Source organism: Cryobacterium sp. MDB2-A-1, assembly GCF_004402675.1.
Taxonomy (GTDB): Bacteria; Actinomycetota; Actinomycetes; order Actinomycetales; family Microbacteriaceae; genus Cryobacterium; species Cryobacterium glucosi.
The window spans coordinates 96,112-121,139 of record NZ_SOFK01000016.1 but is presented as its reverse complement, the minus strand read 5'-3'; the positions used below and the strand labels follow the sequence as shown (position 1 = coordinate 121,139).

The following is a 25,028-nucleotide window of genomic DNA, read 5'->3' as shown; positions in this document are numbered from 1 at the left end:
TCACCACAACGACTGTACGGAACAAAGGACTGTTTCTGATGTTTTTGAATGACGATTTCCTGCTGACCACGCCGATGGCGAAGAAGCTCTTCCACAATCACGCGAAGAATATGCCGATTGTCGACTACCACTGCCACCTGAGCCCCCAGGAGATCCTCGAGGACGGCAACTTCGCGACGATCACCGAAGCCTGGCTCGGCGGCAACAACTACGGTGACCACTACAAGTGGCGCCTGATGCGCACCAACGGGGTCCCCGAGAGCCTCATCACCGGAGACGGCGCCGACTTCGACAAGTTCTACGCCTGGGCAGGCACCCTCGAAAAGGCGCTCGGCAACCCGCTCTACGTCTGGGCGCACCTCGAACTCAAGCGCTTCTTCGGCATCGACACCGTGATCAGCCGTGCAACGGCCCGCGAGATCTACGACGCGGCCAACCTGCTCCTCGCGACGCCGGCGTTCTCCCGCCGCAGCCTGATCAGGGGCATGAACGTGAAGGTCGTCGTCACGACGGACGACCCCGCGGATGACCTGCACGTCCACGAGGTGCTCAAGGCTGAGAGCGCGTTCAAGGTGCTCCCGGCGTTCCGTCCGGACAAGTCCCTGAACATCGACCAGGCCGGGTACGCGGCGTACATCGCCACCCTCGGCACCGCGGCCGGCGTCAGCATCACCGCGTTCGCGGACATCGTCGAGGCCCTCACCCAGCGCGTCGACTTCTTCCACACCATGGGCGGACGCCTGTCCGACCACGCCCTCGACATCGTCGTCTACGAAGAGGCCACCCCGGCCGAACTCGACACGATCGTCACGACCGCCCTCTCCGGCGGCACCCTCACCGCGACCGAGATCGCGCAGTACCGCACGGCACTGCTCAAGGCCCTGATGCGCATCTACAGCGCCAAGGACTGGACGATGCAGTACCACATCCACGCGATGCGCAACATCAACGACCCGGGCTTCGCCCGCATGGGCGCCGACACCGGTTACGACGCGATCAACGACCGCAACATCGCCGAGCCGCTCGCCAAGCTCTTCAACGCGATGGAATCCGAGGATGCGGTTCCCCGCACGATCATCTTCTCGCTGAACCCCAACGACTACCTGCCGCTGATCACCCTGATGGCCTCCTACCAGAAGGACGTCGTCCAGAAGCTCCAGCTCGGCAACGCCTGGTGGCACAACGACACCCGCAACGGAATGCGCCTGCAGCTGTCCACCTTCGCGGAGGAGAGCCTGCTCTCCAACTTCGTCGGCATGCTGACGGACTCCCGCAGCTTCCTCTCCTACCCGCGCCACGAGTACTTCCGCCGCATCCTCTGCGAACTGATCGGCGAATGGGTCGAGCTCGGCGAAGTTCCCGACGACGAGGCCATCCTCGGCCAGATGGTCGAAGACATCTCGTACAACAACGCGAACACCTACTTCGGGTTCTAGCCCGTTCGGCTCCGGCGCTTACCCGCTCGAAGCATCCACCCGCACAGTACCTCTGCACGACCAGCACGAACCAGCACGACCCCATTAAATCCAGCACATAGGAGTGAATCCGCATTATGAGTACAACCACCAAGGGCCTGCCCGGCGCCATGGGAGCCACCGGCCCCGAAGGCTCCGCCGGCGTCACCGTTATTGATCGCATTTCCCGCAAGGAGAAGGTCGCCTATGGCTTCGGCGACTTCGGTAACGGCTTTATGTTCGACCTCGGACAGTCGTACCTGACCAAGTTCTGGATCGACACCGCCGGCATCGCGCCCGCTGTAGTCGCACTTATCTTTACGCTCAGCAAACTGTTCGATGCCTGCATGGACCCGCTCGCGGCCGCATTCATCGACAGCCGCCGCTTCGGCAAGCGCGGAAAATTCCGCCCCGTCATGATGGTCTCCTCCATCCTGCTCGCCGTTATGACCGTCGTCACCTTCACGATGCCCGACGTGGACATGGGCTGGAAGATCGCCTTCGCCGCCGGCACGTACGCGGTCTGGGGCATCATCTACTCCTTCACGAATGACCCGTACGGCTCCCTCGCCTCGGTCATGACCCGCGACATCAAGGACCGCGCGGAGCTCGCGACCAGCCGCCAGGCCGGTTCGCTCGGCGCCCAGTGGATCTGTGGCTTCGCGTTCATCCCGATGATGATGATCTTCGGCGGCATGACCGCCCAGAACTTCATGTTCGCCTCGATGGTCATGGCCATCGTCGGCGTCGTGTCCTTCTACATCTGCTACCGCGGCACCAAGGAACGGGTGTACGTCAACCGTGCCGTCGGCTTCGAGAAGAACGGCATGAAGGACTACGCCAAGGCGATCTTCACCAACAAGCCGCTCCTCGCCCTCGTGCTCATGACGCTCTTCACCATCTCCTCGATGAACGTCAACAACATGATGATGATCTTCTTCGCCCAGTACAACCTCGGCAACATCGCCCTCCAGGCCGTCCTCAACCTCGTCATGATCGGTGCCTCCATCGTGGGCATCATGTTCATCCCGAAGATGGTCGCCAAGTGGGGCAAGAAGAAGACGGCCATGGCCGGATTCATCATCTCCATCGTCGCCAACGGCCTGAACTTCATCATCCCGACCAACCTGTGGACGTTCATGATCCTCGTCACCATCGGGTACGCCGCACTGGCCATCCCGAACGGCGTCACCTGGGCCTTCGTCTCCGACACGATCGACTACGGCGAATGGCACACCGGTGTCCGCAAGGAGACCATGACCTACGCCGCATTCAACTTCTCCCGTAAGGTCGCCCAGTCCCTCGCCGCCCTCGTCGGAGCCGGCATGCTCGCCATCACGGGCTACGTCGCCAAGGCAACAGAGCAGTCCCCGGAGACGCTCTTCGGCATCAAGGCCGTCATGACGATCTACCCGGCCATCGCGCTCACCATCGCCGCCGTCATCATCTACTTCCTGTACAGCCTGAGCGACGACAAGTACCACGCCATTGCCATCGACCTCGAAGAGGGTCGTTGGGAAAAGGGCATCATCGGCGAAGAAATCGCCGCCAAGGCCTGATCCGGCCAGCAGTACCCTCCCCGACCGCTTCCCAGCGAGAGAAAAGATCTCATGAGCCACATCAACAGCATTGCGACCGGCACATCCGTGCTCGTCATGGCGGAAGGCGACGATGTCGCTGTTGCCCTCCGGGACCTCGTTCCCGGTGAAGCCATCACCCTGGGGGACAGCGTTCTGAATGTGATCGGGGCCGTCCCGAGCGGCCACAAGATCGCACTCGGATCGGTTGCGGTCGGGGAGAAGGTCCTCAAGTACGGCCAGTCGATCGGCACCGCAACGGCGCCGATCGTGCGCGGCGAACACGTGCACAGCCAGAACCTCGGTATGGACCTCGGCGCCCGCGTGCACGAGTTCGGTACCGTGCACACCGAGCTGGCCGCCCCGACGGGAGCCCGCCGGACCTTCGACGGCTACCGCCGGGCGGACGGCCGCGCCGGCACCCGCAACTACATCGCGATCCTCACGACGGTCAACTGCTCCGGCACGACCGCGAAGCTGATCGCGGACCGCTTCCGCGGCGACCTGCTCGACCGCTTCCCGCACGTCGACGGCGTCATCGCCCTCACGCACCAGAGCGGCTGCGGCCTGGTCCTCGAGAGCGAGGGCGCGCAGATGCTCGTCCGCACCCTCAACGGCTACGCGGCCCACCCGAACATCTCCGGAGTGCTCGTGCTCAGCCTCGGCTGCGAAATGACCCCGGCCGACGTCATCCTCGGCCAGGGCGAGCTTCCGGCAGACACCCTCGTCACGACCCTCTCCATCCAGGAGACCGGTGGCATGCGCGCCACCGTCGCCGCGGGCGTCGAGGCGATCCTCGAGATGGCGGAGAAGCTCGACGAACGTCGCCGCGAACCGATCGACATCTCGGAACTCGTCCTCGGCCTCAACTGCGGCGGCTCCGACGGCTACTCGGGCATTACCGCGAACCCGGCCCTCGGCTGGGCCTCGGACGTCCTCGTCGCCAACGGCGCAACATCCGTTCTCGCCGAGACGCCTGAGATCTACGGCGCCGAGCACCTGCTCACCGCCCGCGCCACGACCCGCGAGGTCGGCCTCAAGCTGATCGACCGGATCAACTGGTGGGAGAAGTACATCGTCACCGGTGGCGGCACCATGGACAACAACCCCTCTCCCGGCAACAAGGCCGGCGGCATCACCACCATCCTGGAGAAGTCGCTCGGCGCCGTCGCGAAGGCCGGCCGCGCCGACCTCGCAGCGGTCTACGAATACGCCGAACCGATGACCACCCGGGGCCTCGGCTTCATGGACACCCCCGGCTACGACCCGGTGTCCGTCACCGGACTCGTCGCCGGCGGTGCGACGGTCGTCGTCTTCACGACCGGCCGCGGCTCGGTCTTCGGCTGCAAGCCCACCCCGAGCATCAAGGTCGGCACCAACACCGCGCTGTTCGTGCGCCAGGGCGACGACGTCGACATCAACGCCGGACGGATCGCCGATGGCACCGCCCGCGTCGAAGAGGTCGGCGCCGAGATCCTCGACATGATCATCGCCGTCGCCTCCGGAAAGCAGACCACGAGCGAAGAGTTCAACGTCGGCCAGGAAGAGTTCGTGCCGTGGCACATCGGAGCGGTGACCTGATGACCGACGAGCAAGCAGGCGCCCAGGCACTGCAGGAGGAGCCGGGCAACCCGGTCGCCTCCGGCGCCGACCAGGGCGAACCGCAGGTGGTCTGCTTCGGCGAGACCATGGGCATGTTCACCCCCACCTCGACGACGTCGCCCGACATCGCAGAGAGCTTCCACCTCGGCGTCGGCGGGGCGGAGTCCAATGTCGCCGCGCACCTCGCCGAGCTCGGCCACCACGTGGCCTGGGCCGGCAATGTCGGCCAGGACCCGATCGGCACCAAGATCATTTCGACGCTCGACTGCGGGGGAGTGGACACCCGCTGGGTGAACCGCACCGCGGTCAGCCCGACAGGCCTGTACCTCAAGGAGCCGGACACCGGTACCGGCGCGCACGTCTTCTACTATCGTGCGGGTTCCGCCGCCTCCGAGCTGGGCGTGGCGGATGCCGGGGCCTGGCCCCTCCAGTCCGCCCACCTGATCCACACGAGCGGCATCACGCCCTCGCTGTCGCCGAGCTGCTCCGCCCTGGTGGAACACGTGCTCGACCACGCGGCAGAGTGGGGCACTTCGGTGTCCTTCGACGTCAACTACCGGTCCAAGCTCTGGCCCGTGAGCGTGGCCGGTCCCCGGCTGCGGGAGCTCGCCGGCAAGGCGACGGTCGTCCTCGTCGGACTCGACGAAGCCGCCACCATCTGGGGCTGCGTCACCTCCGACGACGTGCGCACCCTGCTGCCCGACGTGCCCTACCTCGTCGTCAAGGACGGAGCCGTCGACGCGACGGAGTACGCGCTTCTGCCCGACGGCACCCGCCGCACCACGGTCGTCCCTGCCCACAAGGTCGAGGTCGTCGAGCCGGTCGGAGCCGGAGACGCGTTCGCCGCCGGTTACCTGTCCGCACTCATGAACGGCGAGTCGTCCGAAGTCCGCCTGAACCACGGGCACTCGCTCGCCGCCTGGGCGCTCGGCAGCCGCGAGGACTTCCGGCCCGGCCACGGGCTGTTCGCAGCAACTCCCGCCGCCGCCGGATCCGGCGCCGGATCCCCGGCCGCCGTCGGGAACGCTCCCGACACCCACGACTCACATTCCGATCTCACCGATCTTAGGAGACTGACCGTATGACCAGCACAACCGCCCTTCCCACCAATGAGTGGTTCCCCGGAGACTTCTTCCGGATTCCCGTCCTCGCCGTTCTGCGTGGGCTCTCGCTGACCGAATCCGTGCGCCTCTCCGAGCGCGCCTGGGATGCCGGTGTCCAGCACGTCGAGATCCCCATCCAGACCAGTGACGCGGTTCCCGTCCTGAAGGCCGTCGCCGAGGCGGCCGCCGAGCGCGGCCTCGTCGTCGGCGCCGGCACCGTCACGACCCTCGAGCAGCTCGACGCCGCCGAGAAGGTCGGCGTCGCCTTCACCGTTTCCCCGGGCTTCAGCCCGGAGATCGTCGCGGAGAGCGTTCGCCGCGGCATCCCGCATCTTCCGGGGGTGGCTACTGCGACCGAGATCCTCCAGGCTCGTGCGCTCGGCCTCCGCTGGGTCAAGGTCTTCCCGGCCTCGATCCTCGGCCCGAACTGGGCGAAGTCGATGAAGGGGCCGTACCCCGACATGAACTTCATCGCCACCGGAGGGGTCACCGCGCTCAACGCGCCCGACTTCCTCTCCTCCGGAGTCAGCGTCGTCGGCCTGAGCTCGTCCTTCGCGGACGACGCCCAGCTCGAGCTCGTGCGCGGCCTCATCGCCGCCAGCGCAGCATCCGATCTGACGGGTGCCGGCCGGAAGTAAGACTCAGCGAGAGCGAGTCGCACAAAGACTGCGGCGTCCAGGACGTGCTTCGGCCCCTGGACGCCGCGTTTGCGGTTTAACGCGCGGCTGGAAACGGTAGGTCAGAGAACCGGGTCCATCGAGTTCAGGTGGCAGGCATCGTTCCACATCTGCAGCACACGGCTATCGCGTTCCCAGCCGAGGGTGGACACCGTGGCGGTCCCGAGGCTGAAGTGCTTCCCCGCGGAGGCAGGCAGGCCCATCCAGCGCGCCGTCATGATGCGCAGGAAATGTCCGTGCGCGAACACGGCGACCGGACCCGGAGCTGCGAGGCACTGCTCGATCGCGAGGTCGGCACGCGCGCCGACCTCGTCTGCGGACTCGCCGCCGGTCATCGGGTGCGTCCACACGGACCAGTCCGGGATCTCCCGGCGGATGGCCTCGGTCGTGAGCCCCTCGAACACGCCATAGTCCCACTCGAGAATGTCCTGGGAAGCGATGCCCTGCGCGGCATATCCCGCGCGCTCCATGGTTTCCCAGGCCCGCTGTAGCGGGCTGGACAAGACCGTCGGGAACGCCTCACCGTCGAGCATCTCGCCGAGCGCATCCGCCTGCTGCCGACCGAGGTCGGTCAGGGGGATGTCGGTGCGGCCGGTGTGCCGACCGGAAATGCTCCACTCGGTCTGCCCGTGCCGGATCAGGACGATGTCGTGCGCGGTCATGATGAAACCTCGTGATCTTCAGCGTCGTGGGAACGTCCGCGGATCGACCGGAATGAACATGTCGATTCTTCGAGTTTAGACAGGCTCGTCGCGGAGCCTGACGGGGCACGCGTGCGGAACGCGCCCCGATACCCATGACTTTCGGAGGAAAAAGTGAGGGTTTGTGCAGGAATCCCGGCCACTATGGCCGATTCGCCTGCGCAGCATCCGAGCGCGTGGGCCCGAGACCAGTGAGCGCTGGCCCACGAGCCCTGTTCGTGCGCCCGCGCTTGCGACACCGGGACTATATGACATCGCATTCAGCACCACCTCGCCGCTCACCGCATTCTCGCCGGATCATCGCCATCTCCCTGGCTTCCGCCGTCGCCGTGGCCCTCGTCACCGGGGGCTCATACGCCCTTCAGGCCGCGAACGCCGCCCAGGACCGCGTGACCGCCACCGCAGCCCTCTCCGCGAGCACCGGCCGCCAGCACGACCAACTGGCCGTGTACGACTCGATCGCCACCGTGCACGCGAAGGACGCCGCCGCCGTCGCGCTCGACAGGGCCAACGCGGTGCTCGCTGCCGCCAAGGACAAGGTCGACGCGACCACCCTGAGCGACGTCGCGAGCTCGCTCGCGAGCTACCAGGTCCTGCCCATCGACGAGGTCGAGTCGCTCACCCAGCGCACGGCCGCCATCTCGACAAGCGTCGAAGCCGCTGCGGCCGAAGCAGACCGGGTCGCCGCCGAGAAGGCCGCTGCCGCAGCCGCTGCGGCAGAGGCCCAAAGGCTGCAGGCCCTCGCCTCAGCGAACACGCCCGCGGGCGCGAAGGCGGTGGCCCAGGGCCTGGCCGCCTCGAAGTACGGCTGGGGCGACGGCCAGTTCAGCTGCCTCGTGCAGTTATGGCAGAGGGAGTCCGGCTGGTCGTACACGGCCCACAACTCGAGTGGGGCCACCGGTATCCCGCAGGCTCTTCCGGGGAGCAAGATGGCTTCGGCCGGCTCCGACTGGGCCACCAACGCCGCGACGCAGGTCGCTTGGGGTCTCGGCTACATCGCCGCCTCCTACGGGACGCCGTGCGCGGCCTGGGCGCACTCCGAGGCCTACAACTACTACTGAGTGCCCGCTGATCGGGAGCCGCGTTCCACCGATCCGGATGCCCGTGGCCGGAAATAGGCCCCTGCATTCCTGAGAAAACCTCAGAAAAGCGGAATCGCGCTCAACAAGGGCGGCGGGCCGGGACTAGTGCGGCCCGCCACCCCTGCAGAACGCGGTTGACCGGTTACCCCGTGGATGACTTGTGGAGGTTTTGGTCGGGACTTTGCCAGAAAGCGTCTGCACTATGGCCAATTCGCCCGCGCCGTCACCGAGAGCGTGGGCCTGACACTCAGCGAACCGGGCGGTTTTCGAGCCGGTTCTCGATGGCAGGAATCATGAACTCAGCTCAATCCGCACCAGATTCGCCAACAGATTCGGCTCCGGTCGACACCCGGGCCTCGCGCAGGAACGGACCCAGCGGACGTCGCCCGAAACGGTTCACCGTCGTCACGGCCGGTCTCGCGATCGCCGCGATCGTGGCCGGAAGCGGCTTCGCGGTCAGTGCGGCCGCCGAGGCGGCCACCCGGTCCCAGAGCCGGATCGCGGCAACGGCCGACGTCGCAGCGGCGACAGGCCGGCAACACGACCAGCTCACCGTCTACACCTCGATCGCGAAGGTACACGCCCAGGATGCGGCATCAGCTGCGTTGGTCGACGCCAACCAGGTCGTCGCCGCAGCCGCGAACAAAGTGGATGCTTCCACTTTGACCGCAGCGGCGAGTTCGCTGGCGAGTTTCCAGGTCCTGCCCATCGACCAGGTCGAGTCGTTGACCGCCCGGACCAAGGCCGAGACGACGACCGTGCAGGCTGCGGTCGCAGAAGTCGACCGCGTTGCGGCCGAGAAGGCCGCCGCTGAGGCCGCAGCCGCTGCCGCCGCCAGGGCCGCCGCGGAAGCCCAGGCGGCCCAGGCGGCCAAAGCAGCGAAGGCGGCTGCGGCAGCTGCTGCGGCCGCTGCGCCGCAAGCGGTGGCGTCCGTGTCGTCGTCGGGGGATAACAGCCCGGCCGGCGCGCGCGCGACGGCGAGTGCGATGGCCTCCTCCCAGTACGGCTGGGGCAGCGGGGAATTCAGCTGCCTCAGCCAGTTGTGGCAGAGGGAATCCGGCTGGAACTACCAGGCGTACAACAGCTCCAGCGGAGCAACCGGCATCCCGCAGGCGTTGCCCGGCAGCAAGATGGCCTCCGCTGGCTCGGACTGGGCATCGAACGCGGCGACGCAGATCAGCTGGGGCCTCGGCTACATCAAGTCGGCCTACGGCACTCCCTGCTCTGCCTGGGCGCACTCCGAGTCCTTCGGCTACTACTGATCGGTCGGGTGCTGACCCGCCGTCGCTCGCCCGCACCCCTCCACCTGTTCGTCTGTCGGTGGCCACTGTTAGCGTCATTCCATCCACTCCCTGAGGCTCGTGCCGAGACCGAGGAGGACGGAAATGAAGGTTTTGGTGGCCACAGGGGCGACGCAGGGCTCCCGCGGCAGTGACTCGAACGGCTGTATCGAGGGTGAGCTCGTGTGGATGCTCGAGCCGTGCCCGTATAGCCGGTGGGCCCCATACGGGGACTGCGGCTGCGGGCGCTCGTTCAGCGGAATGAACTCGCTCCAGTCCACGACGACGGCGCGGGTATGCGACGTGCCCGGCCTCACGAGGGACTACTACGAGCAGGCCCTGCGCGCGTGTTTCGACGCGCGCGGCTGGTGCGTCTGCTGCCAGGCGCGCCCGGTCCCTGAACTCGTCGACGAGCTCATCACGCTCGCGACGATCCTCGAGGAGGGCACCGTTGTGGAACGCCGCCTCGACAGGCTCACTGTGCGACGGGTGCCCGCGGCGAAGAAGCGGCGCGGGAAGGAGCGTGGGTAGCGCGGCCAGTCCGGGGAGCGGTGGTGCCGCGCGGGCGACGGGAATACCCGGCGGCCCCTCCGCGCTGCACCGGTCATGAAGCGCATCGGATTCCTCTCCTTCGGCCACCACCAGGCGGTGCAGGGCTCCCTTGCCCGCACCGCACGCGACGCCCTCCTCCAGACGGTGGAGCTCGCGGTCGCCGCCGAGGAACTCGGCGTGGACGGGGCATACGTGCGTGTGCACCACTTCGCCCGGCAGTTCGCCTCACCGTTCCCGCTGCTCGCGGCGATGGCGGCGCGCACGAACCGGATCGAGCTCGGCACCGGCGTCATCGACATGCGCTACGAGAACCCGCTGTACATGGCCGAGGAGGCCGCGATCACCGACCTGATCAGCAACGGGCGCCTCCAGCTCGGCATCAGCCGCGGGTCACCCGAAACCGCGCAGCGCGGCTACGAGAACTTCGGCTATGCGCCCGCAGACGGGCAGACAGACGCGGATGTCGCCCGCGAGCACACCTCGGTCTTCCGGGCGGCGATCATCGGGGCCGGTGTCGCGACGCCGAACCCGCAGATGTCTGCTGGAACGGCGCTGTTGCCGATCCAGCCGCAGGCTCCGGGACTGAGCGAGCGGATCTGGTGGGGCTCCGGCACCCGGGCGACCGCGAAATGGGTCGGTGAGCAGGGCATGAACCTGATGAGCTCGACGCTGCTGACCGAAGACACCGGTGTCCCGTTCGGCGACCTCCAGGCGGAGCAGATCGCGATCTACCGTGAAGCCTGGGCCGCCGCGGGCCACACCGGCACGCCGCGGGTGTCGGTGAGCCGCAGCATCCTGCCGCTCGTCACCGAAGAGGACCGGGCCTACTTCGGCCGGCCGGGCAGCCGGGAGTCCGAGGACCAGGTCGGCTACCTCGACGGCGGCCTCGCCCGCTTCGGCAAAAGCTACGTCGGCGAGCCCGACCAGATCGTCGCCCAGCTGGCGACGGATGCCGCGGTGCAGGCCGCAGACACCGTGCTCGTGACGATCCCCAACCAGCTCGGAGTCGCATACAACGCGCGCCTCCTGGAGAGCATCGTCACCCACGTCGCCCCGGGTCTCGGCTGGCGTTGAGGCCGCCGCACGACCCCGGCCCAGAACGCTTGGGGAACTGACCGGTAGCCCGCTTAAGCGTCCCGAAGCCTTGTGAACCTTTCAGCCGCGCGCGTTAGGCTTGAATCACCACCACGAGTCGGAAGCCAGGTCAGAGACGTGCGGGTCATCAGCTACAACCTCCGGAAGAACCGAGCGGTCGGTGAACTCGCCGCGCTCTCCGTCACCTATGAGCCGGACGTGCTCTGCCTCCAGGAGGCGGACACCCTCGAACTGCCCGACGACATCGGCACCCTGCATCTCGCCGACTCGACCCTGACCAACCGGCTCGGCCTCGCGATCTACTACCGCCAGGACCGCTTCGACGCCGTCACCACCCAGGCCTTCGCGCTCAAGAAGTCCCTGCACGACATGGTGCTGCGCCCGGCGCACGAGCGCCTGATCGGCACCCGGCTCGTGGACAAGGTCGCCGATCGCGAGCTCGTCGTCGCGTCCTTCCACGCTGCGCCGCTGACCGCGCGCAATTCGCTGCGCCGCAACCAGATCCGTTCGGCGCACGAGGAACTCAATCGCCTCGGCCCCGGCTTGCCGACGCTGATGGTCGGCGACTACAACTACCCGATCTTCAAGGGCAACCTCGGCGACAAGGTCACGGAGTCCGGCTATGACCTCACCCTGAGCGACACCCGCACGTACACCCGCTACCGGTTCTTCAGGGGCCACTTCGACCTCGCAACCTCGGTCGGCCTGACCATCGAGAATGTCGAGACGCTCCCGCGCGGCACGTCCGACCACATGCCGATCTTGGTGACCTCCTCCTACACCGCGGAGCCCGTGAGCCAGACCCTCCGGCAGAGCGCGCGGAAGAGCATCCGTGAGACGGATGCCGCCCGCTCGGTCGCGAGGACCGCGACGACGACCGCGACCGAGACCGCAGCTGCACCGCCGAGCACGGACTTCGACATCTGAGACGGCCGGCCTGCGACCGGTCTGGACGTACAGGTACGGGTGCGGGCCTGCGGGTCTGAGCCTGCTCGTCAGTCCGCGGTCGGCGGGGCCGGGAGCGGCTGGCCGACCAGGCGCTCGACGAGGGCCTTGAGCTCGCCGATCTCCACGGTGAGGGCGTCTATTTTGTCCTCGTTGACGCCGAGCTCGACCTTGATGGCCTCCTCGGCCTCGCGGCTGGCGGCGGCGAACCAGGATGCGATGTACGCGGTGATGGTGCCGATCAGCGCGATCCCGGTGACCACGAGGCCGACAGCGACGAGGCGGCCGTCCGTCGTGACGGGAAAGTGGTCCCCGAATCCGACGGTGGCCATCGTGATGAACGACCACCACCAGCCGTCCCACACCGTCACGATGTTCGCGCCGGTCGCGTTCCGTTCCGCATCGGTCACCGCGAGGCCCGCGATGAACCAGACCGACACCGCCGTGATGCCCACGTAGGTCATCACGCGGTTCTTGAGCACCTTACTCAGCCGGCGGGTGGACAGGATCACGACCGAGACCACCCGCAGGGCCCGCAACGGTCGGAACAACGGCAGGGCGACCGCGAGAAGGTCGAGGATATGGGTGCGCATGAACGCGCGTCGATCCTCCGCGAGGCTCACCCGCACCACGAAATCGACCGCGAAGGCCGCCCAGCTGCCGATCTCGATCCACTCGAGGAACAAGTGCCAGCCGGGACTGATCTCCGGCGCAATGATCGGCGTCGCGTACGCGATCAGGAAAGCGATTCCGAGCGCGAGCAGGGGAGTGTCGGTCGCGCGTTCCCAGCGGGAGCTTCTCACATCGCCTTCTCCTGGCTCGTCATGGTCGCAGGTCGCGTGCTCATGTTAGAGGGTGATTGTTGCGCCCGCGTTTCGAAAAAAGCGTGGCGGACTCAGGCGAGCGGGAACACGATCCGGGTGCGCCACTTGGCAGGGTCCGGTTCGGCGTCCGGACCCACCAGGTACTCCTCCCACATGTCCCCGGCGACGGTGAGCTTCTGCGCGGTGATCCAGTCCGTCACGGCCGCATACGTCTCGGCCATCGTCTCGTATGAGCCCACGTGGAACGTCTCGACGGCCGGACCGGACGGAAGGTGCACGACCTCGACGGCCCGGGTCGCACTGACCTCGTCGACGACGGGGAATCCGGCGGTCACGTCGACCGCGGCATCCGTGGGGGCGCCGTGATAGAGCGCGATCGGCGGACCGCTCGGGTGGGCGCCCAGCCTGCCGAGTTCGGCGGCGGAGGTACGAAAGGCGCGATCGAAATATTCGGTCAGCCTGCTCATCGGGATCACCTCGTGGACTCCGAGGAACGTGCGGGGTTCGAGGGTGATCTGTTCGGCCTTCATGGAGTCTCCCTGGTCGGTTACCGGGCCCCGGAGGGACCCGCTGCGGCCCACAGTAGACCGCCGCCCGAAGCGACGTAAGGGTGCATAGTGGTCGCGAAGACCCCAACCCCGAGGAGGGCCCATGGCCGGCAAGATCGGAAACATCGTGTTCGACTGCGCACACCCGCGCGAGCTCTCGCACTTCTGGGCGGACGTACTCGGCTATCCCCGAGCCGAGTGGCCGCCGGAGCTGCGCGAACTCGTACTCACGAGCGACCTCACCGACGCGGACCTCGAGACGCGCAGCATCGCCGGGGATCCGGAGGGCCTGTTGCCGCGGTTGTTCTTCCAGCGGGTCCCGGAGGGCAAGACCGTCAAGAACCGGGTGCACCTCGACATCAGCGCGACACCGGGACGGGCGCCGAGCAGGGACGAGATCGATGCGGAACGGGATCGGATCGTCGCGCTCGGGGCATCTGTGGTTCGCATGGTCGACGAGAAGTGGGGGCCGTTCCCGGAATTCCACTACATCATGGCCGACCCCGAGGGAAACGAGTTCTGCATCCAATAACCGGGTTCAGGGCCGATCCCGGTAACCGCTCGGGGCAAAATCACCGTAGCGTTGAGTCGTGGTCTTCGAACACGGGTATTCGAAGAATGTGGGGGACACGAACACGAGAGGTTTTCTGGCTTTGAGCAACGAATGCATCCACGGACTCGAGGGTGGCCTGTGCGCCATCTGTTTCCCGAAACCGGTTCCGGAGGCTGTGCCCGCGACACCCGCGGTTCGCGCGAGCCGGGCCAAGTCCGCCCCGTCGCCGGCGCGCTCGAAGACGGCCTCGAAGCCGCCGTCGCTGCGGAGCGCCCCGGCAAGCAGCGCCTCCGGTGCGACGAGTGCGACCCGCCCCCGCCCCTCGACCCGGGCCAAGTCGTCGATCGGGCCGAAATCCGCCCCCGACAACGTCGGCGAGCAGCGCATCTATCACCTGACCCACATCCGCAACCTCGCCGGCATCCTCGCCAGCGGCGGCCTCCTCGCCGACGCGAGCGAGGCCTGGGCCGTGCGACCCGCCGTCGACATCTCCTCCGTTCCCAACCGTGAGAAGCGCCGCAGCACGCTGATCGCCGGCACCGAGAACACGACCGTCGCGCACTTCGTGCCGTTCTTCCTCTCGCCGAACGCGACCATCTGGGACAGCATCCTCACGAACACCGGGGACCCGCGCCTGTCCAGGGACGCACCGTATGCCGAGAACTTCGAATTCGTGATCCTCGTCAGCACGGTCAAGAAGGTCGTCGAGGCCCAGTCGGGCCACGGTGAGCCCGCCCTCGGCGTCATCGCCGTGACCGACGGCGATGCAGCGGGCACCCTGACCCGTGTCGGTGCGACGCCGGAGACGAGCGACCGGGTCCTCCGCCGGCTGCGTGCCGAGAAGGATGCCGCAGCGCTCCTCGAGGCCGAACTCCTCGTCGAGGAGACCTTCCCGTTCGAGCTCGTCACCATCGTCGCCGTCGCGAATGACAAGGTCCGTGACGTCGTGCGCGGCATTCTCGCCGAGTCCGGTCACCGCCCGAAGGTCGCGGTGTACCCGCCGTGGTTCCACGCCTCGGAGCCGGTCACCGCTTAGGCCGTCCGACGCGCGAGCGGTCGTCTCAGACGACGTCGAGGGGGACCTGTTCCCCCTCGGGCAGCTCGATCCGGATGATGTCTCCCGGCTGGACCGCACCAGCGGACGCGACCACGCTCATCACGCCGGCCTTGCGGGTGATGCGGCCGGCGGCATCCGTTTCGATGAGCTGCTTCATCAGCCCGCCCTGGTATCCGTTGATCAGCGAGCAGGGGTTGCGCAGGCCGGTCAGTTCGACGACGGCGTCGGCGCCGAGGTGCAGCCGGGTGCCGAGGGGGAGCCCGGTGAGGTCGATCCCCCGGGTGGTCACGTTCTCGCCGAGTTCGCCGGGCCGCACGGTGTAGCCGTCGTGGGCGAGCTCGTCGAAGAGCTCGGACGGGATCAGGTGCACCTGGGTGAGGTTCGGCGCCGTCGGGTCCTTCTTCACGTGGTAGCGGTGCTGCACGGTCGCACCCGCGTGCGCGTCGCCCTCGACGCCGAGACCCTCGAGCAGGAGGATGCGCGGCGCGGCAGGCTTGCTGAACCGGTGCGCGTCATCGAGGCTCACCGACACGACCGCCGTAGAGTGCTCGGACCGCATCGGCTGGTCGGGCTGCGTGGGCTGTTCGGGCGGGGAAGTCACCATGAGACGATTCTGGCATGCCGCTCGTCAGCGCCAGGGGCTGGCGTCGACCTGCACGGCCACGACGTAGAGGTGGCGGCCCTGCTCGATCCGCTCGACCTCGTACACCCGCACGGCGGTGTTCACGGTGCTCGGCACCGGATGCCCGACCCCGATCCCGTAGGTCACGGTGCCCTCGAAGTCCCCGGCCGGGGCGTACCGGGTGATGGCGGCCAGGCCGACCGCTTCGCGCGGAGCCTCGAGCACACTCGAGATACCGTCCTCGGTGTGGGCCTGCGCGAGGCGGAACACCACCCGCAGGATGCTGTCGGTTCCGTCCATCGGAATCGTCAGGCCGCTCGCATCTCCGGTCAGGACCGGCACGTATTCGAGTTCATAACCGGGGAAGCCGCCCTCGAACCGGAAGCTCAGCTGGTCGTATGGCGGTGAGGCGAGCGGATGCGCCCCCGCACCGATCGAGGTCAGTGACGGCAGCGGCGGACTCGGCGGCGGGGCGATCGGGACCGCGATGTCATGGCCGATCGTTGCCGGTTGTCCGGGTCCCGGCCAGGCCCAGCCGTAACTGATCCGGGCGGAGAGGACGCGGTCACCGGGCTGCGGGGTCGCCGTCGCGTCGTCGGGAGGCGGCGTGGCGCTGTCCGTTCCGGGTGCGGACGGGGAGGCGGTGGGGGACGCGGTGGGGGTGGAAGCAGACGTGGACGTCGGGGCTGGCGTCGGGCTGGGGAACGACGGCGCACAGCCGACCAGAACCATGCTGACGGCGAGTACGACGGGAAGTCCGAGCTTTCGTTGGGAGCAGAACATACGGCTCCTCTCCACTCCTCGTTCTACTCCCGGGTCTGCTCCGCAACAAGGCGGGCGGTCAACCAGGCGTCGAACTCGGTGGCGGGAAGCGGCACGCAGAGCAGGCTGCCCTGGGCGGAGTCGCAGCCGAACCGCACGAGGGCCTCGTATGCCTCGTCACTGTCGACGCCTTCGGCGACCATTCGCAGTCCGAGGCTGTGGGCGAGGGCGATGGCGGAATTGACGAGGGTCGATGAGCGTTCGTCGTGTCCCATCGCGACGATGAACGATTCGTCCAGGCGAAGTTCGTCGATGGCGAGGTCGCGCAGCAAGGCGAGGGAACTGTAGCCCGTCCCGAAGTCGTCGATAGACATCCGCACACCCTGGCCTCGCAACCGGTTCAGCACAGCGCGCGCCCGGGACTGGTCGGCGAGCAGGAACTCCTCGCTGATCTCGAGAGTCAACACGAACGGCGGCAACGCGCGATTCGCGATCATGGCGCCGAGGTGTTCGGGGAGGCCGGCGTCGATCAGCGCAGCCTGGGGAAGCCGGATCGCGACGCCGAGGTCCAGTCCCCGGTCCCGCCAGGCGGCGGCCTGGTCGAGCGCCTGTACGAGCAGGGCCTCCGACAGCGCCCGCACGAGGCCGGCGTCCTCGACGAGATCGACGAATTCGGAGGGGTGCAGCAGGCCACGGACCGGGTGATTCCAGCGGATCCGGGCCTCGGCGGCATGGATCTCGGACGTGTCGAGGTCGATGCGGGGCTGGTAGTGCAGGGTGAGTTGGTCCTGGACGAGCGCCTCCCGCAGTTCCTGAAGGGTGCGCAGGCGCACCTCGCTGTGCCGGTCGTCGTCGGACTGATAGACGTGGAACCCGCTGCCGGTGGACTTCGCCACGTACATGGCGGTGTCGGCCTTGCGCATCAGGGCGCCCAGGTCGCGGCCGTGGCTCGGGTACAGCGCGATGCCGATACTGACGCTCGTCTGCAGGGAAATGCCCTCGAGCGTGAAGGGTACGGCGAGCGCCGCCCGCAATCGATCGGCGAGAGCGGATGCCTCCCCATCCCTGTTTCGTGCGACGAGGATCGCGAACTCATCGCCGCCGAGCCGCGCCAGCAGGTCGAGCGGTCCGAGCTCGCGCGCCAGCCGCACGCCGACTTGCACGAGAAGTCGATCGCCGGCATCGTGACCGAGGCTGTCGTTGACCTCCTTGAACCGGTCCAGGTCGAGGAGGAGGAGCGCGCTGCCCTGCTTCCGGTCGGACGCGAGCCGCGCCGCGACGTCGGAATACATGGCCCGGCGATTCGGCAGCCCGGTCAGGTCGTCGGTGCGTGAGAGGTGGTTGAGTCCCCGCTCCCGCGAGATCATCGGGATGACTGCGAGGGCCAGTGTCACGCTCGCGAGACCGATCGCGAGTGCCGAGATGTGATTCTGGGTCGCGTAGACCAGGATCCCGAGTCCCGCGGCCGTTGCGATCGCGGGAACGACGAAGGCCATCACACCGTTCGGCTCCCGCGGCGCCGCGACGACGGGATAGGACGCGCGGTCGACCCAGACGGCGATGAGCGCCAGGCCGATCGCCCAACTGGCATCGAGCAGGGTTCCCAGGGAGTAGCCGCCGTCGAGGAGGGCGTATGCCACGTCGGCGCCCGCGTAGACGACGAGGCCGCCGATGAGAGAGACCCAGGCGCGCCCGGCGTGTCGGCCGTAGAGCGCGGCAACGCCGGCGATAGCAGCGATCAACAGCAGATCGAGCATCGGGTACGCGAGATTCACGAGCGTTTCGAGCGACACCGGTTCGGCGGAAGCAGAGACGAGTACCGGGTTGAGGAGGACGGCCATGAATGCGGCGACACTGACCGAGCCGACGGCACTGTTCAGGAAGGCCGCCCAGGGCACCCTGCGGAGCTGCCGGCGTGCGGTGACGAAGAGGGAGGCAAGGATCAGGCCGTAGAAGGCCAGGTAGAACAGGTCAGCGACCGAGGGGGAACCGGGCCCACCGAGGAACCGGGTGGAGATGGTGAAGCTGACGTCACCGAGGAAATTGCACGTGACGGCGGCGGCGGCGAGTGTCACTTCTCGCCGGACGTAGTCGGCCCGGCGGACGGCGGTCCAGCAGACCACGACGGTCGCCAGGCCAGCGAGCTCGGCGAGGACGAAGTCGACGAGGACACTGTAGTCGCCGCCCTTGCCGACGAGCATCACGACGTAGAGGGCGAGCGGTATGCCCATGATCCACAGGGGTCGGCTGGATGGCTGCCCGACGGATGCGTCCATCGTCTGCTCCGGAGACGACTTCAGGGTGCGCGTCCCTCCGCGCAGGATCGTCATGTCGCGACCGGCTCCGCGACCGACCGGCGGTCAGCGAGCCACCGGTCGAAGGCATCCGCTGGGATCGGCCGGGAGATGAAGTACCCCTGGGCCTGGTCGCAGCCGAAGCCGGCGAGGGCGTCGTAGGTGGCGGCGTTCTCGACGCCCTCCGCGACCATGCGCAGCCCGAGGCCGTGCGCGAGCTCGATCGAGGACTTCACGAGCGCCGCGGCGCGCTGGTCGTCCTTGAGCGGGAAGACGAAGGACTGGTCGAGCTTCAGCTCGTCGATGGGCAGGTCACGGAGGTACGCGAGCGAGCTGTAGCCGGTGCCGAAATCGTCGATCGAAATGCGGATGTCGTTCGCGCGGAGTCTGGCCAGAATGTCCCTGGCCCGGTCCCGGTCGCTCATGAGGAAGTCCTCGGTGATTTCCAGTTCGAGCACCGAGCCAGGCAGGCCGCGCTCGGCGAGGAGGCTTTCGATCCGTTCGGGAAGCTCGGCGTCGACGAGGGAACTCGCCGACAGGTTCACGGCGATCGAGAGGGGCAGGTCCCCGGCCCAGGCGGCGGACCAGACCCTCGCCTGGTCGAGCGCGACGGCGAGCACCCGCTGCGTCAGGGCGTGCATGAGCCCTGCCTCCTCGATGAGCACGAGGAACTGGTCGGGGAAGAGGAGTCCGCGGGTGGGGTGCTGCCAGCGCACGAGGGCTTCGACGCCGGCGACGCTTCCCGATGCGAGGTCGATCTTGGGCTGGTAGTGCACGATGAGCTGGTCGTCCTGGAGGGCGAGCCGCAGTTCGGAGAGGGTGCGCAGGCGCAGGTCGCCGTGGCTGTCGTCGTTGCTGCGGTACACGTGGTGGCCGCTGCGGGTCGATTTGGCCTTGTACATGGCCATGTCGGCCTTGCGCATCAGCCCGGTGAGGTCGCTGCCCTGATCCGGGTACAGGGCGATGCCCACGCTCACCCCGGTCTGCAGGGCGATGCCCTCGAGGGTGAACGGCACGGCGAGTGCAGCGCGCACCCGGATCGCGAAGTCGACGGCTTCGGCATGGCCGACGTCGTCGAGCAGGATCGCGAACTCGTCGCCGCCGAGCCGGGCGAGCAAGTCCTGTTCGCGCAGCTCGTTCGACAGGCGGATGCCGGCCTGCACGAGCAGGCGATCGCCCGCATTGTGCCCGAGACTGTCGTTGACCTCCTTGAACCGGTCGAGGTCCAGCAGAAGGAGGGCCCGGCGCCGGCGGGGCTCCCTGGTGATCCGGGCCGTGACATCGCCGTACAGGGCCCGCCGGTTGGGCAGCCCGGTGAGATCGTCGGTCCTGGCCTGGTGCCGCAGCACGATCTGCCGGGAGACGAGTGGCAGGGAAGCGAGGGCGAGGGCGGTCGCGGCCAGCCCGATGGCGAAGCCGGTCACCGGGACCTGGCTCGCGAGGATCAGCACCCCTAGGCCCGCGCCCGTCGAGACGATCGGAACGGCGACGGCCGCGACGCTGTCCTGGGTGTGGCTGTGCGTCTCGGTCTGGCGCGACGAAGCATCGATCCAGACGGCGACGAGGGCGAGTCCGATCGCCCAGCCCGCGTCGAGGGAGGTGCCCGTGACGTAGGCGTCTCCGATGCGCAGGTAGACGATTTCGGTCGCGGAGAAGATCATCAGCCCGAGGACGAGCAGCATCCAGCGCCGGCGCGGATCCGGGCCCTGGGTCGCGGCGGTTCCGGCGATCACGAGCACGAGCATCGCGTTGAAGAGCGGGTACGTCACGACGACGGCGGTCGCGCCGGCCTCGATGGTCGTGCCCACGGAGTCGAGGATCGGGGTGAGGAGCGCGGCGAGCACGGAGCCGGCGCCGAGGATCCCGATCGCGCCCTCGAGGAGCACCGGCCAGCCCGGCGGGCGGCGCTGCCGACGCGCGAGGGCCACGATTGCCGTGACGATCAGGAGATAGAAGAGGAAGTATCCGATGTCGGGGAGGGTCTGGGACTGGTCGGAGTCTCCGGGCCGGAAGTATGCGTAACTGTCCGCTGCGACGACGATCGTGATGGCGCTCGCCGAGAACACGATCTCGCGGCGGTCGAAGCCCGCGCGGACGACGGCGGTCCAGGCGACGGCGACAAGACTCAGCTTCGTGATGATCGCGAGCCACACATCGACGAAGGGGCTGAACTCCGAGCCCTGCGAGACGAGCGCGACGGTATAGACGGAGAGCAGGAGACACATGAACCAGACAAGCCAATTGCCTGATGAGGCCACATACCGGGCGAACGTGCCGAGGCGGCGAGCCAGCGTTGTCATGGTTACCGGTGCCCCTCCGCCTGCGTGTGCCCAGCATATCAGCGGGACAGACCGGATTATCGGGACCACCTCCCGAAGGAGGGGCGGCATCCCGGGGCGCCGGGGCCGCGGGGAGGAGCAGAATGGCTGTGCAGGCATGACCTAGGCGCAGGAGGCGGACCATGGTGGTTCTCGTGGGGTATTCGAGCAAGTACGGTGCCACGGAGGGGATCGCGGAGCGCATCGCGCGCAAGCTGCGCGAGGCAGGGCGCGACGCCGAAGCGAAGCCGGTCTCGGTCGTGGAGAATCCCGACCGGTACACCGCGTTCGTGATCGGGAGCGCCGCGTACATGGGCTCCTGGCGGAAGGACGCCGTCGACTTCGTCCGCGGCAACCTCGAGCTGCTCACCTCACGCCCGCTCTGGTTGTTCAGCAGCGGCCCGCTCGGCACCGCGACTCGCAACGCCGAGGGACAGGAACTGATCATCGAGGCCGAGCCGAAGCAGTTCGACGAGTTCGTGACCGCGCTCGAACCGCAGGGAACCAAGGTCTTCTTCGGGGCGCTCGACCCGGCGGCCCTGCGGCGCCGCGACCGGCTCGTTCGGATGATCCCGGCCGGCCGGGAGCTGCTCCCGGAAGGCGACTTCCGCGACTGGGTCGCTATCGACGCCTGGGCGGCGTCGATTGCCGCCGAGCTGCCCGCGACCGCTTAGGCCGCTCGCCACCAGCCCCGCCTGCGGGGCTCAGGGAGCGAGGAGCGCCCGGATGTCCTCCGCGGTGAAGTCGTCGCCGACATCCGCTGCCGTCGCCGCGCCGTCGAGGCCCGCGCCATCGAGTACCGAGCCGACGAGACGCGCCTTGCGCTCCTTGAGCGCCATCACCTTGTCCTCGATGGTGTCCGCGGCCACGAGCCGGTAGACCATGACCGTGCGGGTCTGGCCGATGCGGTGGGTGCGGTCGATCGCCTGCGTCTCCGTCGCCGGGTTCCACCACGGGTCGAGCAGGAAGACGTAGTCCGCCTCGGTCAGGTTGAGGCCGAAGCCGCCGGCCTTGAGGCTGATCAGGAACACCGGCGCCGTGCCGCTCTTGAACCGGTCGATCACCTCTGAGCGCTTCAGCGTCGAGCCGTCGAGGTAGCAGTACGGGGTGCCCTGGGCGTCGAGGCGTGCGGCTGCCTTGCCGAGGAACGAGGTGAACTGGCTGAACACGAGCGCCCGGTGACCCTCGGCGACGACGTCGTCGAGCTGGTCGAAGAGGGCGTCGAGCTTGCTCGAGGGCACGTCCGCGTAGGTGTCGCCGAGCAGGGACGGGTCGAGGCTCAGCATCCGCAGCAGGGTCAGCGACCGGAACACGATGAACCGGTTCGCGTCGAGGTCCTCGATCAGCCCGAAGAGTTTCTGCCGTTCGCGCTGCAGGAAGGTATCGTAGAGCGCGCGGTGCCGGGGGTTCAGCTCGATGCGCAGTACCTGCTCCTGTTTCTCGGGCAGTTCGCGGGCGACGACGTCCTTGGTGCGGCGCAGGATCAGGGGGCGGATGCGGCGGCGCAGCCGGGTGATCAGCGCCGGGTTGCCGGGTTGCCCGGCGTCGCCTGTTGTGCCGGCAGGTCTCACGCCGTGTTCGTCGCGGTTCTCGATCGGGCGGACGTACTCCTCGCTGAACCGGCGGACGGAGGGGAACAGGCCGGGTGCGACGATCGCGAACAGGGACCAGAGTTCGAGAAGCCGGTTCTCCATCGGCGTCCCGGTGATGGCGAGCTTGAAGGGCGTGTCGAGGTCGCGGGCGCAGGCGTGCAGCCGGGAGGCGTGGTTCTTCAGGAATTGCGCCTCGTCGAGGATCAGCCCGGCCCAGCCCTGGGCGCGGTACGCCGCAAAGTCGAGACGGAAGAGCGTGTATGAGGTGACGATCACGTCGTGGTGCGCGACGGCATCCGCGAGCGTCGTGCCGCCGCGGCCGAGGACGGTCGACTGGGTCGTCTCGACGCCGTGCACGCGGAGCCCGGGGGTGAAGCGGGCGGCCTCGGCGATCCAGTTGGAGACGACGGAGGTCGGGGCGACCACGAGGAACGGGCGGCGCGGTACGGCGGGTGCGGCGCCGGATTCGCGCGTCGCGTGTTCGATCAGGGCCAGCGCCTGCAGGGTCTTGCCGAGGCCCATGTCGTCGGCGAGGATGCCGCCGAGGCGATGCTTCCAGAGGAAGGCGAGCCAGGCGAAGCCCTCGCGCTGGTACGGGCGCAGGGTCGCGGTCACTCCCTCGGGCACAGGAACGGGCTCGAGGAGGCCATGGCCGTCGCCGTCACGGTCGCCGGCGTCGTCCGCGCGGGTCCGTTCGAGCAGCCCGGACACCGCGGACCGCCAGGCCGTTGCTTGCTCGGTGTGTTCGGCGAGGTCCTCGAACTCGGCCCAGAGCTGGGCCTGGTAGCGGCTGATCCGCAGCCCGGTCTCCCACTCGGTGAGGCTGCGGGCCTCGTCGATGAGCGTCCGCAGGCGCTCGAACGCGGGCTGGCGCAGCGAGAGATAGGTGTTGTCGATCATGAGCAGCTTCGGCTTGCCCAGGGCGAGTGCCTTGAACAGTGGGCCGAAGGGCACGGTGCGGCCGTCGATCGTGACGATCACGCCGAGGTCGAACCAGTCCCTCTGGTTCGTCTCGACCGTGGTGATGGTCAGTTCGGGCGTCGCGGTGAGTTCGCGGTAGCCCGGATCCGCGCCGATCCGGTCGATCCGCAGGCCTCTCAGCTCGTCGAGCCGGGGGAGTTCCCCTGAGGTGAATTCGGCCGCGTCGAGCCCGCGGAGCGTGTCCGGAGGCGAGCCGGGTGCGGTGCCCGGGTGAGTTGCGGAGAAAACACCGTCGCGGCGCGGAGGAAGGTGCTTTGTCCGCAACTCGACCGCCGCGATGAGCGCGGCCTCCGCGGAGGCGTCCCGACCGGCGGGGCGGCCGGGGCCAGGGCCGGCGTCGAGAGGGACGCGCGTGACGGCACGGCCCTCGCGGTACTCCCAGTCCCAGGCGAGGCTCAGCGCCTGCTTGGGGAGGAAGCGCACGGTGAGCACCAGGACGGGAGCGGCGGCCGCCGGGAAGCTCACCGAGGCATCCGTGCTCGTCACCGGGAGCGCATGACGGAGGCTCGGGTAGAAGTCGCCGAGGAACTCGGCCGTCTCGGACGCGGGCACGGCCACGGTGGCGGGCACCCCGAGCAGGCGGCTCTGCTCCGGACTGAGCGGGCCGCGGGTGGGTGCGAGGAGGAAGGACAGGGCGAGGGCGGGGGACCGGGGCGGGGACTTCGTCGAGGTCGGGGTCGACGACGCGGGGGGTGTCTGCGCATAGACGTAGACGCCGTGGCTGCCGATCGCGCCGGCCTGGGCCGGGGGCTGCGCATCGCCGTCGATCGTGAGTGTCGTGGTCAGGCGCAGGCCGGGCGCGCTTTCAGCAGGAGCCGTTGCCGCGGTCTCGGACGGGGATTGAGTCACGTCGAGTGCGACCACGGCTTCCGCCGCCACCGTGACGGTCGCGCCCTTCTTCGTGCCGACGAGCGCGATCCCGAGCCGGCGCGCTTCGCCGAGGTGGGCCCAGAGCAGGGAACTCTCGAAGTCGTCGAGGTAGAGCCAGTCGGCCTCCTGGCTCGTGTACACCCCGCGCACCGCGCGGTTCAGGGCCCAGAGCTCGCTGAGCCAGCGCTTGTGCTCGGGATTGAGGGCGAGCCGGTTCACGTGGAAGCTCAGCTGGTTCCATGTCACGCTGCCACGCACCCAGTTGCCACGCGCGTTCAGGACGACCGGGCGCACGCCGAGCCTGAGCGTGCCGTGGCCACCGCGGAGGCTCGTGACCGTCTGCGCCGTCGGCCCGCGCCAGCGTTCATCGGTGCGCGGGGTCAGCTCGCGCAGCTCGAACTGGAGTCCCATCGCCGTCGGGGCTGCGGTTCCCGGGGACGTCGCGGCGCTCCCCAGTGCTCCGGCGGGCGGTCCAGCGGGGCTCTGGGCGCGCATCCGCCACCCCGGTGCCGGTGCAAGGGGCCCGGTCTGCGACATTC

General features: G+C 68.2%; 21 protein-coding genes. 13 read left to right on the top strand and 8 right to left on the bottom strand.

Going from position 1 to position 25,028, the window contains the following annotated elements; all coding sequences use genetic code 11:
- The first annotated feature begins 38 nt into the window (after positions 1–38).
- The 5 genes from uxaC to E3O39_RS03800 all read left to right on the top strand — a co-directional run bounded on the left by uxaC (position 39) and on the right by E3O39_RS03800 (position 6,374).
- Entirely contained in the window at positions 39–1,436 is a 1,398-nt protein-coding gene (gene uxaC, locus E3O39_RS03820) for a glucuronate isomerase (RefSeq protein ID WP_134445938.1), read from the top strand.
- A gap of 116 nt (positions 1,437–1,552) precedes the next feature.
- The gene (locus E3O39_RS03815) at positions 1,553–3,013 is read left to right on the top strand and encodes a glycoside-pentoside-hexuronide (GPH):cation symporter (RefSeq protein ID WP_198413367.1); all 1,461 of its coding nucleotides are present in this window, start codon (positions 1,553–1,555) and stop codon (positions 3,011–3,013) included.
- Positions 3,014–3,064: 51 nt separating this feature from the next.
- Entirely contained in the window at positions 3,065–4,612 is a 1,548-nt protein-coding gene (locus tag E3O39_RS03810; RefSeq protein ID WP_134445937.1) for a UxaA family hydrolase, read from the top strand.
- A complete protein-coding gene (locus E3O39_RS03805) occupies positions 4,612–5,718 on the top strand; it encodes a sugar kinase (RefSeq protein WP_134445936.1) in 1,107 nt (368 codons plus the stop codon). Before E3O39_RS03810 ends, E3O39_RS03805 begins: the two co-directional genes overlap by 1 nt.
- Positions 5,715–6,374, top strand: a complete 660-nt coding sequence (locus E3O39_RS03800) for a bifunctional 4-hydroxy-2-oxoglutarate aldolase/2-dehydro-3-deoxy-phosphogluconate aldolase (RefSeq protein ID WP_134445935.1) — start codon at positions 5,715–5,717, stop codon at positions 6,372–6,374. Before E3O39_RS03805 ends, E3O39_RS03800 begins: the two co-directional genes overlap by 4 nt.
- A gap of 101 nt (positions 6,375–6,475) precedes the next feature.
- On the opposite strand, the gene E3O39_RS03795 is transcribed toward E3O39_RS03800, so the two are convergent.
- On the bottom strand, positions 6,476–7,075 hold the full coding sequence (locus E3O39_RS03795) for a histidine phosphatase family protein (protein WP_134445934.1): 600 nt from the start codon (positions 7,073–7,075) through the stop codon (positions 6,476–6,478).
- 287 nt (positions 7,076–7,362) lie between these two features.
- On the opposite strand from E3O39_RS03795, the gene E3O39_RS03790 reads away from it, so the two are divergent.
- The 5 genes from E3O39_RS03790 (at position 7,363) to E3O39_RS03770 (ending at position 12,050) form a co-directional block, all read left to right on the top strand.
- Positions 7,363–8,175: a hypothetical protein gene (locus tag E3O39_RS03790; protein WP_134445933.1), complete on the top strand. Its 813-nt coding sequence runs from the start codon at positions 7,363–7,365 to the stop codon at positions 8,173–8,175.
- Between the two features lie 314 nt (positions 8,176–8,489).
- Positions 8,490–9,458 (top strand): phospholipase, encoded by a 969-nt coding sequence (locus tag E3O39_RS03785; RefSeq protein WP_134445932.1) that lies wholly within the window; start codon positions 8,490–8,492, stop codon positions 9,456–9,458.
- Between the two features lie 123 nt (positions 9,459–9,581).
- Entirely contained in the window at positions 9,582–10,007 is a 426-nt protein-coding gene (locus tag E3O39_RS03780) for a hypothetical protein (RefSeq protein ID WP_134445931.1), read from the top strand.
- A 75-nt stretch (positions 10,008–10,082) separates the two neighbouring features.
- The gene (locus E3O39_RS03775) at positions 10,083–11,102 is read left to right on the top strand and encodes an LLM class flavin-dependent oxidoreductase (protein WP_134445930.1); all 1,020 of its coding nucleotides are present in this window, start codon (positions 10,083–10,085) and stop codon (positions 11,100–11,102) included.
- A 138-nt stretch (positions 11,103–11,240) separates the two neighbouring features.
- The gene (locus E3O39_RS03770; protein WP_134445929.1) at positions 11,241–12,050 is read left to right on the top strand and encodes an endonuclease/exonuclease/phosphatase family protein; all 810 of its coding nucleotides are present in this window, start codon (positions 11,241–11,243) and stop codon (positions 12,048–12,050) included.
- Positions 12,051–12,118: 68 nt separating this feature from the next.
- Here the strand turns inward: E3O39_RS03770 and E3O39_RS03765 are convergent, their stop codons facing one another.
- Complete coding sequence (locus E3O39_RS03765; RefSeq protein WP_134445928.1) at positions 12,119–12,871, bottom strand: potassium channel family protein; 753 nt, start codon at positions 12,869–12,871, stop codon at positions 12,119–12,121.
- 92 nt (positions 12,872–12,963) lie between these two features.
- Positions 12,964–13,422, bottom strand: a complete 459-nt coding sequence (locus tag E3O39_RS03760) for a GyrI-like domain-containing protein (protein ID WP_166787227.1) — start codon at positions 13,420–13,422, stop codon at positions 12,964–12,966.
- 121 nt (positions 13,423–13,543) lie between these two features.
- Between E3O39_RS03760 and E3O39_RS03755 the strand changes: the two genes are divergently transcribed.
- Together E3O39_RS03755 and E3O39_RS03750 are read left to right on the top strand one after the other, a co-directional pair.
- Positions 13,544–13,972: a VOC family protein gene (locus E3O39_RS03755; RefSeq protein ID WP_134445926.1), complete on the top strand. Its 429-nt coding sequence runs from the start codon at positions 13,544–13,546 to the stop codon at positions 13,970–13,972.
- 121 nt (positions 13,973–14,093) lie between these two features.
- Positions 14,094–15,029, top strand: coding sequence for a DarT ssDNA thymidine ADP-ribosyltransferase family protein (locus E3O39_RS03750; RefSeq protein WP_134445925.1), 936 nt, complete (start codon positions 14,094–14,096; stop codon positions 15,027–15,029).
- 25 nt (positions 15,030–15,054) lie between these two features.
- Here E3O39_RS03750 and E3O39_RS03745 read toward each other — a convergent pair whose 3' ends face one another.
- The 4 genes from E3O39_RS03745 to E3O39_RS03730 form a co-directional block, all read right to left on the bottom strand.
- Positions 15,055–15,609, bottom strand: a complete 555-nt coding sequence (locus E3O39_RS03745) for an MOSC domain-containing protein (protein ID WP_134446006.1) — start codon at positions 15,607–15,609, stop codon at positions 15,055–15,057.
- A gap of 69 nt (positions 15,610–15,678) precedes the next feature.
- Complete coding sequence (locus E3O39_RS03740) at positions 15,679–16,455, bottom strand: hypothetical protein (protein WP_134445924.1); 777 nt, start codon at positions 16,453–16,455, stop codon at positions 15,679–15,681.
- 23 nt (positions 16,456–16,478) lie between these two features.
- Entirely contained in the window at positions 16,479–18,764 is a 2,286-nt protein-coding gene (locus E3O39_RS03735) for a bifunctional diguanylate cyclase/phosphodiesterase (RefSeq protein ID WP_134445923.1), read from the bottom strand.
- Entirely contained in the window at positions 18,761–21,028 is a 2,268-nt protein-coding gene (locus E3O39_RS03730) for a bifunctional diguanylate cyclase/phosphodiesterase (protein WP_166787225.1), read from the bottom strand. The genes E3O39_RS03735 and E3O39_RS03730 overlap by 4 nt, the downstream gene beginning before the upstream one ends.
- 161 nt (positions 21,029–21,189) lie before the next feature.
- On the opposite strand from E3O39_RS03730, the gene E3O39_RS03725 reads away from it, so the two are divergent.
- Positions 21,190–21,720, top strand: a complete 531-nt coding sequence (locus tag E3O39_RS03725; protein ID WP_134445921.1) for a flavodoxin domain-containing protein — start codon at positions 21,190–21,192, stop codon at positions 21,718–21,720.
- Positions 21,721–21,750: 30 nt separating this feature from the next.
- Here E3O39_RS03725 and E3O39_RS03720 read toward each other — a convergent pair whose 3' ends face one another.
- The gene (locus E3O39_RS03720) at positions 21,751–25,026 is read right to left on the bottom strand and encodes an SNF2-related protein (protein ID WP_134445920.1); all 3,276 of its coding nucleotides are present in this window, start codon (positions 25,024–25,026) and stop codon (positions 21,751–21,753) included.
- Positions 25,027–25,028: the final 2 nt, after the last annotated feature.